9 protein-coding genes are annotated in these 12,250 nt (G+C 73.2%); 1 reads left to right on the forward strand and 8 read right to left on the reverse strand.

From position 1 onward, the window contains the following. Window positions 1-67: 67 nt before the first annotated feature. From AB0H32_RS27595 to AB0H32_RS27630, 8 genes are all read right to left on the reverse strand, one after another. Complete coding sequence (locus AB0H32_RS27595) at window positions 68-2,452, reverse strand: SWIM zinc finger family protein (protein WP_361125399.1); 2,385 nt, start codon at window positions 2,450-2,452, stop codon at window positions 68-70. Continuing rightward, window positions 2,449-5,292 (reverse strand): SNF2-related protein, encoded by a 2,844-nt coding sequence (locus tag AB0H32_RS27600; RefSeq protein ID WP_361125401.1) that lies wholly within the window; start codon window positions 5,290-5,292, stop codon window positions 2,449-2,451. Before AB0H32_RS27600 ends, AB0H32_RS27595 begins: the two co-directional genes overlap by 4 nt. A 112-nt stretch (window positions 5,293-5,404) precedes the next feature. Then, complete coding sequence (locus AB0H32_RS27605) at window positions 5,405-5,986, reverse strand: sugar kinase (protein WP_361125402.1); 582 nt, start codon at window positions 5,984-5,986, stop codon at window positions 5,405-5,407. Further along, window positions 5,983-7,128 carry an ROK family glucokinase gene (locus tag AB0H32_RS27610; RefSeq protein ID WP_361125404.1) on the reverse strand — a complete coding sequence of 382 codons (1,146 nt, stop codon included), beginning with the start codon at window positions 7,126-7,128 and terminating at the stop codon, window positions 5,983-5,985. Before AB0H32_RS27610 ends, AB0H32_RS27605 begins: the two co-directional genes overlap by 4 nt. A gap of 139 nt (window positions 7,129-7,267) precedes the next feature. Then, window positions 7,268-8,059, reverse strand: a complete 792-nt coding sequence (locus AB0H32_RS27615; protein WP_361125406.1) for an ATP-binding cassette domain-containing protein — start codon at window positions 8,057-8,059, stop codon at window positions 7,268-7,270. Continuing rightward, window positions 8,056-9,135, reverse strand: coding sequence for an ABC transporter permease (locus AB0H32_RS27620; RefSeq protein WP_361125408.1), 1,080 nt, complete (start codon window positions 9,133-9,135; stop codon window positions 8,056-8,058). Before AB0H32_RS27620 ends, AB0H32_RS27615 begins: the two co-directional genes overlap by 4 nt. Next, window positions 9,132-10,136 carry a sugar ABC transporter substrate-binding protein gene (locus AB0H32_RS27625; protein ID WP_361125410.1) on the reverse strand — a complete coding sequence of 335 codons (1,005 nt, stop codon included), beginning with the start codon at window positions 10,134-10,136 and terminating at the stop codon, window positions 9,132-9,134. Before AB0H32_RS27625 ends, AB0H32_RS27620 begins: the two co-directional genes overlap by 4 nt. 210 nt (window positions 10,137-10,346) lie before the next feature. Continuing rightward, window positions 10,347-11,084 (reverse strand): GntR family transcriptional regulator, encoded by a 738-nt coding sequence (locus tag AB0H32_RS27630; RefSeq protein WP_361125460.1) that lies wholly within the window; start codon window positions 11,082-11,084, stop codon window positions 10,347-10,349. Between the two features lie 130 nt (window positions 11,085-11,214). Here AB0H32_RS27630 and AB0H32_RS27635 point away from each other — a divergent pair, with 130 nt between their 5' ends. Further along, window positions 11,215-12,237: a Gfo/Idh/MocA family oxidoreductase gene (locus AB0H32_RS27635; protein ID WP_361125412.1), complete on the forward strand. Its 1,023-nt coding sequence runs from the start codon at window positions 11,215-11,217 to the stop codon at window positions 12,235-12,237. The last annotated feature ends 13 nt before the right edge of the window (window positions 12,238-12,250 follow it).

The raw sequence follows: 12,250 nt of genomic DNA on the forward strand, positions 1-12,250 counted from the left end.
CCCTCCCGCCCCCGGTGCACCGGGGGCGGGAGGCAACGGCAACAGCCGGTCCGGCGGGGGCTGCTGCTCAGAGGTCGTCCGGTGTGCCCAGACCGGTGAGTACGCCGACCGGGTCCAGGTCGGGGGTGCCGCGGGGCCACCAGTCTTCGTGGTCCGGCTCCGACTCGTAGGCGTACCACAGGCCGTCACGGCCCAGGCGGAGCTGGACGTGAGCGCGGGGATGGGTGAGGCGGTTGCGCCAGGGGCGGAACGCCGGAAGGTCGGCGGCGAGCAGCAACGGGCGAGCCCGGTCGAAGCGCCCGGCCGGCGGGTCCCACGGCTCCTCCAGGACCGCCAGCCCCTCGAGCCCGCCCTGCCGCCAGGCGGCAACCGCGCGGGCCAGGTCGGCCGGGGTGCGCCCGACGGCCGTGGCGAGCGTGGAGTACAGCGCGCGGGTGGTGGCGGTCAGGCCGGAGCCGGGACGGGCCGCGGCGAGTCGCACCGCGTCCTGCCACAGGGTCAGCTCGCCGACCGGATCGCGGCCGGTGGCGAGCAGCGCGTGCGCGCGGGCCGCAGCGTCGGTAGCCAGCTGGTCCAGCGCGAAGGGGTCGGGTCCACCGGGCGCCGCCGGGTACACCGGCGGCTGCTCGGGATGCGGTGGAACGGGCAACGGCGGTGGCAGCGGGGCGAGTCGGCCCGGCGCAAGGGCCTCGGCCGCCCGGACTCCGGGCAGCGACCGCGGTGACCGCTCCTGGGCGCCGCGGGCCGCGCGGGCGGCGCTGCGGCGGGACAGCGTGTCGAGCAGCTCCTTCTCTCCGCGGCCGCGCAGCAGGAGGAGCACGAAGGGGTCGGCGTCGAGCAGTCGCGCCATCTGGTAGCAGAGGGCGGCAGCGTGCTTGCAGGGGTGGCCGGAGTCGGGGCAGCTGCACTGCGGGGCCAGGTCGCGGGGGCCGGGCAACAGGGGCACCCCGCAGTCGGCGAGGGACTCGGGCAACTCCTTGTCCAGCAGCGCCGCGATGTGCCCGGGCCGGTCGGCGGCCGCGTCCAGGAACCTCTCCCAGTCCTCGTCCTCCAGGGTGCGCAGCCGCACCTGTACCCGGTACGGGCGAGGGCGGCTGCCCCGTACGTACGCCAGAACCAGACCCGGGGTCACCGTGATGGCGTCGACGTTCCCCTGGTCCGCGTACCCGCGGCCCCGGGCCAGCCGCTTGACGTCCAGCGCCCCCTGCTCCAGCGCGTCGACCCAGGCGTTGCCCCACCAGGTCTCGGCGAAGGAGGGGTCCTTTGGGGCGGCCGCCCTGGGCGGGAACGCCGTGAAGGTGCGGCGCAGTTCGGTGTCGCGGTGGGGGGTGCCCATGGTGGCGGGGATCTGCGGGGCTGCCGCGGCCGGGGGGTGGGGCTCCGCGGGGCGGTGCGGGGTGCGCGGAGTGAGGGGCGCCCGCTCGGACACCGGCACGGGGGCGGCGGAAGGGCGGGGCCCAGTGGGGCCGGTGGGGCCGGTGGGGCCGGTGGGGCCGGTGGGGCCAGTGGCGCCGCCGGGCGTGCGCATGCTCGGTGCGAGCGCCTTTGGCGGGCGCGTGCTCGGCGTGCGCATACTCGGGGTGTCCGAACTCGACGCATCCGTACTTGGCGTGTCCCTACTCGGCGTGCGCGTGCTCGGCGTGTCCCTGCTCGGCGCATCCGCACTCGGCGTGCACGTGCTCGGCGCATCCGCACTCGGCGCATGTGTGTCGGGGTCGTCCGTCGTCTCGGGTGCGTCGGTCCACGTCGGCATGCGAAAGGCGTTCGTCAGGAACTGCCGCATCTCGTGGGCGGCTTGGGAGCGGGCGGATCGGGATTGGTCACCGGAGCGCTCTGCGGCGGGGGCGGCAGGCTGCGCCTCGCCGCGCGCATTGCGCCGGGAGCCTGCCTCCGCCGCCTCGGCGCGCAGCGCCTCGCGGCGAGCGGCCCGGAGCGCCTCCCGGGCCACATCGGCCGGGCGGGCGGCAGGCTGTGCGACCGGGCGCGCCGAAGGGGCATCGGCGGGGCTCACCACAGTGGTATCGGCGGGGCGTACCGCAGTGGCTTCGACGAGGCGCACCGCAGGGTGTTCGGCGGGGCGTGCCGCCAGGGCTTCGGCGGGGGCGGCCTGGTGGGCGTCGCCGTCGACGGGCCCATCGGGCGGGGCCGTGGGCGAGGAAGCCCGCAGTGCCGCCCGCGCTGCGTCCGCGGGCCTGGGTCCGGCGGTGCCCGGCCGCACGGCCGCGCGCGCGGGTGCCCTCACCTCATCACTCTCCTCCCGCCCGCCCTCCTCCCGCCGGGCCTCCTTCTGGCGGGCCTCCTCCCGCCGGATCTCCTCCCGCCCGGTCTCCTCCTGGCGGGCCTCCTCCCGCCCGGTCTGCGCCCCCTCCGTCCGTTCTGCCTCCGCTCGCCGCCGTGCCGCCCGCAGCGCCTGCCGTGCGGCGTCGCCGGGCCGCTGTTCGCCGGTCGTCACGATGTCCTCCGCAGCGAGACGAGGTCGGACAGCTCACGGTCGGTCAGTTCGGTCAGGGCCGACTCACCGGAGCCGAGGATGGCGTCGGCCAGGGCGCGCTTGGCCGCCAGCATCTCGGCGATGCGGTCCTCGACCGTGCCCTCGGTGACGAGGCGGTGGACCTGGACGGGCTGGGTCTGCCCGATGCGGTAGGCGCGGTCGGTGGCCTGTTCCTCGACGGCCGGGTTCCACCAGCGGTCGAAGTGGACGACATGGCCCGCGCGTGTGAGGTTCAGGCCCGTTCCCGCGGCCTTCAGGGACAGGACGAGGACCGGCGTCCGCCCGTCCTGGAAGCGGTCGACCATGCGCTCGCGCTCCGGCACCGGTGTGCCGCCGTGCAGAAGGTCCACGGGGACCGCGCGGGCGGTCAGATGAGCGGTGATCAGGCGAGCCATGCCGACGTACTGCGTGAAGACGAGCACCGAGCCGTCCTCGGTGAGCACGGTGTCCAACAGCTCGTCCAGGAGGGCGAGTTTGCCGGAGCGGGCCGCGAGCCTGTCGGCGTGCGTGTCCTCCTTCAGATACAGGGCCGGGTGGTCGCAGATCTGTTTGAGGGCGCCGAGCAGTTTGAGGACCAGGCCCCGGCGGGCGATTCCCTCTGCGGTCTCGATGGCCAGCATCGACTCGCGCACCACCGCCTCGTACAGCGCGGCCTGTTCCCGGGTGAGCGGCACCGGGTGGTCCGTCTCGGTCTTGGGCGGCAGCTCGGGGACGATGCCGGGGTCGGACTTCTTGCGGCGCAGCAGGAACGGCCGTACCAGGCGGGCAAGGCGGTCCACCGCCTCCTGGTCCTCGCCGTTCTCCACCGCGCGCGCGTGCCGGGCGCGGAAGGACTTCAACGGGCCGAGGAGTCCGGGCGTGGTCCAGTCGAGCAGGGCCCACAGCTCGGAGAGGTTGTTCTCCACCGGGGTGCCGGTGAGAGCCACGCGCGCGGGGGCCGGGATGGTGCGCAGCGCCTTGGCGGTCGCGGAGAACGGGTTCTTCACGTGCTGGGCCTCGTCGGCGACGACCATGCCCCAGGGCTGCTCGGCGAGGTGCGCGGCCGCAGAGCGCATCGTGCCGTAGGTGGTGAGGACGAAGCCGCCGTCGAGGCCGTCCAGGGTGCGGTCCGGGCCGTGGAAGCGGCGGACGGGGACGCCGGGCGCGAACCGGGTGATCTCCCGCTGCCAGTTCCCGAGCAGGGAGGCGGGGCAGACCACGAGGGTCGGCTCGGTGCGGGCCCGCTTCAGGTGCAGGGCGATGAGCGTGATCGTCTTGCCGAGGCCCATGTCGTCGGCGAGGCAGCCGCCGAGGCCGAGGGAGGTCATGAGGTCGAGCCAGGCCAGGCCCCGCAGCTGGTAGTCACGCAGGGTGGCGTCGAGGCCGGCGGGCGGCTCGGCGGGGCGCAGGCCCGCGGTGAGGCGGTCGCGCAGGGTGGCCAGCGCGCCGACCGGTACGGCCTGAACGGTCTCGCCGTCGACCTCGGCGGTGCCGGTGAGCGCGACGGACAGCGCGTCGACCGGGTCCAGCAGGCCCAGCTCGCGCTTGCGCGCCCTGCGGACCATGGCCGGGTCGACCAGCACCCAGCGGTCCCTGAGCCGTACGACCGGCCGGTGGGCCTCGGCGAGTGCGTCCATCTCGGCCTCATTGAGCGGATCGCCGCCGAGCGCCAGCTGCCAGCGGAAGCGGAGCAGGTCCTCGCTCTCGAAGAAGCCGGTGCCGTCGGTCGCCGAGCCGGGTGCGGGCCGGACCACCGCGGCGGCGGTGAGGTCGCGGGCGAGGTCCCGGGGCCAGTGGACGGCCACCCCGGCGGCGGCGAGCCGGTCGGCCGCCACGCCGAGCAGATCGCCCAGCTCCTCCTCGGACAGCGCGAGGACGTCGGGCGTCTCCTGCTCGGCGAGCCGGTCCAGGGGCGGCCACACGCGGGCCGCGCGCCGTACGGCGAGGGCGGCGTCCACGCGGGCGCGTGGCCCGAAGGCCGTCTCGGCCTCCCCCGCCCACAGGGCCGCCGCGTCGGCCACCAGGGTCGGGTCGGCGAGGCTGTGCACCTGGACGATCGCCGCCCCCGCGGCGCGCGCGCCCTCGGCATCGGCGTCGAAGACGTCGTACGCGGACAGGTCCAGGCGCAGGGAGATCCGGACGCCCGCGTCCATGCCGGCGGCGACCTCCGCCGCCCAGTCGTGGGCGCGGGGCAGGGCCTGGGGTTCGCGGGCGGCGAAAGGCCGGCCCGAGGTGTAGGGGGCGGCCGGGGTGCGGGGCAGGGTGTCGGCCACCGCGTCGAGGAAGGACCGGACGAGTGCCTCCGGCTCGGGGAGCCGGAGCGGGCCGGGGTCCGGCAGCGGCACGGCGTGGCCCTCCGGGGGCAGGGCCGCGGCCACCGCGCGCAGGTGGGCGATGTCGTCGGGTTCCAGCGGGCCGGCACGCCAGGCGTCGTGGCCGCTCGGGGTCAGGCCGGGCAGCAGGCGGCCGCGGGCGACCAGCCGCAGCGCGTGCAGGGCGGCGGCGCCCCAGCAGGCGGTGGCCGGGTGGGCGGCCGGGTCGCGCCGGGCCCGGACCAGCAGTGGCAGGGCCTCGGCGAGCGGCAGGGTCAGCGCGGGGACCTGCCGGCGGCGCACGCTCGCACCATGGGGTCGGACCACGGTCAGCTCGTCGGTGTCGCCGTCGGCGGGCAGCGGGCCGCCGTCGGGATCCCAGAAGGCGATGCGGCCCTCGCGCGGGAGGGGCGCGGGCAGGTAGACGGAGGCGAGGCGCACCGGAACCGGGGTCCCGGCCCTCCCGGAACCCTCCGTGCGCTCGGCCACCGCAGCCGTGCCACCGCTCATACGTCCTGCCACCTCCCGCCCGTGCGTCGGATCAGACGCCTTCGACTCTACGGGCGGGGTCTGACAACCGGCTCCGGCCCCGGGGCTCGGGTCACGGGTCACGGGTCACGGGTCACGGGACCGTGCGGGAGACGACGTACACCATCGGATAGTTCGGGTCGGACGTATTGACGACCACGTCCTGGGTGGGTGCCGGGTTCTTCTGCCGGCGGGTGAGACCCGACCAGGGGCCGGGGCCGGTGAAGTGCCAACCGGAGACCTTCTGGTCGCGGGCGCCGATGGTGATGTCGTCCTTCTTCAGCTGGTCCCGGCGCACGCGCATCGCCCCGAGGAAGCTGTCCAGGCCGGCGTCGGTGGTGCGGAACTGCACGTACAGGCGGCTGGTCTTCCAGTTGTTGGTCTCGTAGTAGGCGATGTAGTCGGCGGGGTGCGGGATGGCCACCTGGTAGAGGCGGCGCTGCACCTTCGACGGCCAGCCCGGGGTGAGGCCGGTCGCCGAGTACTTCGCCTCCTTGTCCTTGCCGCTGTTGCGGCTCTGGTTGGCGGAGATCACCAGGTAGCCGGCCGGGACGCCGATGAGCAGCCCGATGATCAGCAGGGTCAGCGCCCTGCGCTTGGCCTTGTGGCGCGGGTTCTCGGGCGGCCGGCGCGGCTCGTCCGGGGACGCGGCCTGGTGGGGCAGCGACGGGGTCATGCGGTGTCCCGGTCGCGGCGGGCCTGGGTGTACCGCTCGTAACGCTCGAACCGCTCCACCCGGCGCCGCTTCGCTCGCCGGAAGCGGCGGGCGACCAGCCGGGCCAGGTCGGCGGCGCCCACCATGCCGGCCTCGGGGCCGAGCTGGGCGCGGGTGATGCGGGCTTCGGGGCGGTAGCCGCGGCCGGTGAGGTGGCGCTTGAAGGCGTCCCGGGCCGGGCCGATGAGCAGGTCGTCGGCGGCCGAGACGCCGCCGCCGATGACGAAGCAGGAGGGGTCGAGGGCGGCCGCGAGGTTGGCGATGCCGACGCCGAGCCACTGGCCGATGTCCTGGAGCAGCTCCACGCACATGGCGTCGCCCTCGCGGGCCAGCTCGGTGATCAACGGGCCGGTGATGTCGCCGATGTTGCCCTGGACGCGCTCGATGATCCCGTAGGCCACCGGGGAGTCTGCGGCGGCCAGCTCACGCGCCTCGCGGACCAGCGCGTTGCCGGAGCTGTACTGCTCCCAGCAGCCGCGGTTGCCGCACGGGCAGCGGTGGCCGCCGGGGACGACCTGCATGTGGCCGAACTCACCGGCGACGCCGAACTTGCCGCGCTTGACCTGGCCGTCCTCCAGGATGGCGCCGCCGATGCCGGTACCGAGCGTGATCATGACGAGGTGGTCCTCGCCGCGGCCGGCACCGAAGCGCCACTCCGCCCAGGCGGCGGTGTTGGCGTCGTTGTCCACGAGGACCGGCACGGAGAGCCGTCCCGAGAGGCGGTCCCGAAGCGGTTCGTTGCGCCAGGACAGGTGGGGCGCGAACAGGACGCGGTTGCGGTCGGCGTCGACCCAGCCGGCGGCGCCGATGCCGACCGCGTGCACGTCGTGGCGGTCGGACAGGTCAAGGACCAGTTCGACGATGGTGTCCTCGACGACCTTGGGGCTCTTGGACTTGTCCGGGGTCTCCGTGCGGAGCTTCTCCAGGATGTTGCCGTCGGCGTCCACGACGCCCGCCATGACCTTGGTGCCGCCGATGTCGATGCCCACCGTCGGCACACGGGGTGCGGTCAGGTGGGAGCGGCGTTCCCTGGTGCCGACCGTGCGGAGCACGGGAGCTCGGCGGGAGCCGATGGGGGCGGTGAGGTCGCGGTAGGTGCTCATCGGGCTCGATTCTGCCGCACGCTCACGCTGAGTGCTGCGCGGGGCAGGAGAGGGGGTGCGCGTCCGGTACCGGGGGCGGGTGCCCGGTGGGTGGTCGCGCCCCGCGGCGGAGCCGTACGCCGGTACGGCCCCGCGCCCCTCAACCGCGCTGCAGTTCGTGGACCAGAGCGTCCAGGTCGGCTCCTCCCGCCATCTGCTTGGTCAACTCGTCGAGAGTGATCTCGTCGCGTGTGTAATTGCCCACCATCGTGCCGCGCCTCAGGAGGACGAAACGGTCGCCCACCAGGTACGCGTGGTGCGGGTTGTGGGTGATCAGAACGACGCCCAGGCCCTCGTTGCGTGCCGCCGCCACATATTTGAGGACCACACCGGACTGCTTCACGCCCAGTGCTGCCGTCGGCTCGTCCAGGACCAGGACCTTCGCTCCGAAGTAGACCGCCCTGGCGATCGCCACGCACTGGCGTTCGCCGCCCGAGAGGGTGCCGATGGGCTGGTCGACGTCGCGCAGGTCGATGCCCATCCGCAGCAGTTCCGCGCGGGTGGTGCGGCGCATGAGGTCGACGTCCATGCGCTTGAAGGGGGCCACGCCCTTGCGGGGCTCGGAGCCGAGGAAGAAGTTGCGCCAGACCGGCATCAGGGGGACGACCGCGAGGTCCTGGTAGACCGTGGCGATGCCTCGGTCCAGAGCCTCGCGCGGGGAGGACAGACGGGTCTGCTCGCCGTCGATGCCGAGCGTGCCGCCGTCGTGCTGGTGCAGGCCCGCGATGATCTTGATCAGGGTCGACTTGCCCGCGCCGTTGTCGCCGAGAACGCAGGTGATCTCGCCCGCGTGCACCTCCAGGGAGACACCCTCGAGGGCGCGGACGTTGCCGTAGCGCTTGTCGACGTCGGTCAGTTCGACCAGCGCCGTACGCTCTGTCGTCTCGGTCACTTCGTGGCCTCCGCGCGCTTGCGGACCCAGTGGTTGAGCAGGGTCGCGAGGAGCAGCATCGCTCCGAGGAAGAACTTGAACCAGTCGGGGTTCCACTCGGCGAAGACGATGCCCTTGCTGGTCATGCCGAACAGGAGCGCGCCGACGGCCGAGCCGATCGCACTGCCGTAGCCGCCGGTGATCAGACAGCCGCCGATGACGGCCGCGATGATGTAGATCAGCTCGTTGCCGACGCCCTCGCCGGACTGGACGGCGTCGAAGGAGAAGAGCAGGTGCTGTCCGGAGATCCAGGCGCCGAGGGCGACGCCCATGTAGAGGCCGATCTTGGTCCTGGCGACCGGGACGCCGACCGCGCGGGCCGCGTCCTGGTTGCCGCCGACCGCGAAGATCCAGTTGCCGGCGCGGGTGCGCAGCAGGATCCAGGAGGCGAGGGCGACCAGGCCGAGCCACCACAGGATGGTGATCTTGAAGTCCACGCCGCCCACGGTGAGGGTCGAGGCGAAGACGGCGCGGGCGCTCGGGAAGCCCTCCATGTCGGCGATGGTCTTGGTGGAGACCGTGCCGTCGATCATCTTGGTGAAGCCGAGGTTCATGCCGGTCAGCATCAGGAAGGTGCCCAGCGTGATGATGAAGCTGGGCAGTCTGGTGCGGGTGAGCAGGACGCCGTTGAAGGCGCCGATCGCCAGGGTGACCAGCAGGGAGACACCCACGCCGACCCAGGTGTTCGCCGTCATCTGGTAGCTGAACATCGACGAGACCAGCGCCGAGGACGTGACCAGGACGCCCGCCGACAGGTCGAACTCGCCGCCGATCATCAGCAGGGCCACGGGTACGGCCATGATGCCGATCGTCGAGGAGGCGTACAGGACCGTGCTGAGGCTGGCGGCGCGCAGGAAGCCGTCGGCCGCGGCGGCGAAGACGGCGAGGACGGCGAGCGCGCCGACGACCGAGCCCAGCTCGGGGCGGGAGAGCAGTTTCCGCAGCGGCGAGGTCTGCAGAAGCCTTTCGTCCGCCGTCCCGCGGGCCGCCTCGTCGGGCGTCCCTTCCTCGGCGGTCCGTTCCGCGGACGCGCTCATCGGGTGCCCCGCTCGGTGTACTCCGCCAGCGCGGCCGCCTGGTCCTTCGTGATGATCTGCGGGCCGGTCAGGACGGGCTTGCCGCCGCCGAGGACGTCGCCGTTGTACTTGTAGGCCCACAGCAGGTCGACCGCCTCGTAGCCCTGGAGGTACGGCTGCTGGTCCACCGCGAAGCCGAGGGTGCCGTCCTTCAGTTCGGCGGCGACCTTGGCGTTGAGGTCGAAGGTGTCGACCTCGGCCTTGCTGCCCGCGTCGGTCTTCGCCTTCACTGCGGTGTCGGCGTAGGGGGCGCCGAGGGTGACGACGGCGTCGACGGACTTGTCCGCCTGGAGCTTGGCCTCGATCGCGGACTGCACGTCGGGCATGTTGGTGCCGTTGACGTAGAGCTTCTGCACCGTGCCGTGGAAGGTCTTCGCGACGCCGTCGCAGCGCTGCTCGTGGCCGACGTTGCCCTGCTCGTGCAGGACGCACAGGGCCTTCTTCCTCCCGCGCCGGTTCAGCTCGTCGCCGACCGCCTCGCCGGCGATGGTCTCGTCCTGGCCGATGTGGGCGAGGGCGCCGAAGGCCTTGGACTCCTCGGAGCCGGAGTTCACCGTGATCACCGGGATGCCGGCCTTCTCGGCGCGGGCGACCGCGGCCTTGAGGGCGTCGGGCTTGGCGAGGGTGACGATGATGCCGTCGACCTTCTTGTCGACCGCGGTGTCCACCAGCTGGGCCTGCTGCTGGGCCTCGTCGTCGTGCGAGTACAGGAAGTTGATGTTGTCCTTGACCGCGGCCTGCTTGGCGCCGCTCTGCACGATGTCCCAGAAGGTGTCGCCGTCCCCGGAGTGGGTGATCATCGCGAACGTCCAGCGGGGCGTGTTCACCGCTGCCCTGCCCTGGGCGGCGGCGGCCTTGCGGGCGTCCTCGGCCCGTTTGCCGCCGGTGCTGCTGCAGCCGGCGAGGGTGACGCTCAGCGCCCCCGCCACCGCGATGCCTACCCAGGTCCGAAACCGTGCCACGAGGCCGTGCCCTTCTTGCTGTGCTGACTGTGCTCCGACGTGCGCAAGGGGCGGGCGATCTCACCGGCGGTGCGTCCCGGCGGCGATCTCACCAACCCCAAACACTTCAGTATCGAACACAGGGAACACGCATGACATGACCGGGGAGCATGCGGCGGTCGCATTGTCCGGACATTGCGACGAACCAGGGACCCGGGTCCAGGGGCGACCTCAGGAGCGTACGAGCAGCTGGAACTCGAACGAATAGCGCGTGGGACGGTAGGTGTGGTCACCGAACTCGACCGCGCGGCCGGTGTCGTCGAAGGTGGTGCGCTGCATGGTGAGCAGCGGGGCGCCCTCCGCCTCGGCGAGCCGCTCGGCCTCCGCGGCCGTGGCGCCGCGGGCGCCGATGGACTGGCGGGCGCTGTGCAGGGTGATCCCCGCGGAGCGCATCAGCCGGTACAGGCCGGTGGCCTCAAGCTGGTCGGTGTCCAGGTCGAGCAGGCCGGGCGGCAGATGGTTGATCAGGTACGCCATCGGCTCGCCGTGGGCGAGGCGCAGGCGCTCGATGCGGTGGACGTCGCTGCCCTCGGCGACGCCGAGCGCGGCGGCGACCTCGGCGGAGGCGGGGACGACGGTGTTGACCAGGACCTTGGTCGCGGGGCGCTGACCGGCCGCCTCCAGGTCGTCGTAGAGGCTGCTCAGCTCCAGCGGGCGCTTGACCTGGCTGTGCACGACCTGGGTGCCCACGCCCCGGCGGCGGACCAGCAGACCCTTGTCGACGAGGGACTGGATGGCCTGGCGGACGGTGGGCCGGGACAGGCCGAGCCGGGCGGCCAGCTCGATCTCGTTGCCGAGCAGGCTGCCGGGGGTGAGGCTGCCGTGCTCGATGGCGGCCTCCAGCTGCTGGGAGAGCTGGAAGTACAACGGCACCGGGGAACTACGGTCCACACGGAGGTCGAGTGACACGGTCGGGTCCACATCTGGTTTCGGCACGGGCCCGAGCGTAGCCGCGTGATTGGTTGACGGGAAGTTGTGTAGTCCGATTGTCCGGACATTTGCATTGACAGCGCACGGGGTCCGCCCTCACTTTGTTTCCATGCGCATCGGGGTCATCGGTACGGGCCGCATCGGCACCATTCATGCGAACACACTGAGCCGCCACCGTGAGGTCGGATCGCTGATCCTGACGGATTCGGATCCGGCGCGGGCACAGGGGCTGGCCCACCGGCTCGGCGAGACGGCGGCGCCGGGGGTCGACGAGATCTTCAAGTGGGGCGTGGACGCCGTGGTGATCACCACGGCGACGCCGGCGCACGCCGAACTGATCGGTCGGGCAGCACGCTCCGGCCTGCCGGTCTTCTGCGAGAAGCCGATCGCCCTCGACCTGCCGGGCACGCTCGCCGCGCTCGCCGAGGTGGAGGCGGCCGGAACGATTCTCCAGATGGGCTTCCAGCGGCGCTTCGACGCGGGGTACGCGGGCGCCCGGGAGGCTGTGCGCTCGGGGCGGCTCGGGCGGCTGCACACCGTACGGGCCATGACCTGCGACCAGTCCCCTCCCCCGCCGGAGTGGCTCCCGCTGTCCGGCGGGCTGTTCCGGGACACGCTGATCCACGACTTCGACGTGCTGCGCTGGGTGACGGGCCATGAGGTGGTGGACGTGTACGCGACCGGCTCGGACGCCGGGCCCGCCCAGTTCCGCGAGGCCGGTGACGTCGACACCGGTGCGGCCCTGCTCACCCTGGACGACGGCACGCTGGCCACGGCGACGGCGACCCGGCTCAACGGTGCGGGCTACGACGTCCGGATGGAGCTGGCCGGGGAGCGGGACACGGTCGTGGTGGGCCTGGACGACCGGACGCCGGTCGCATCCACCGAGCCGACCGGGCCGCCGCCCGCCCAGAAGCCGTGGACCGGATTCCTGGAGCGCTTCGGGCCCGCCTACGAGGCCGAGCTGTGCGCCTTCGTCGACGTGCTGCGCGGTGAACGGCCCAACCCGTGCGACGGCCGCGAGGCCCTGCAGGCGCTGCGCATCGCCGAGGCCTGCGAGACCTCCCGGCGGGAGCACCGCCCGGTACGGCTGGCGGAGCTGCCGGACCGGGAGCAGCCGTCGTACGGCTGACCCCGGCACCCTT

Origin of the sequence: Streptomyces sp. NPDC020362 (genome assembly GCF_040642095.1) — a bacterium.
In the GTDB taxonomy this organism is placed as follows: domain Bacteria; phylum Actinomycetota; class Actinomycetes; order Streptomycetales; family Streptomycetaceae; genus Streptomyces.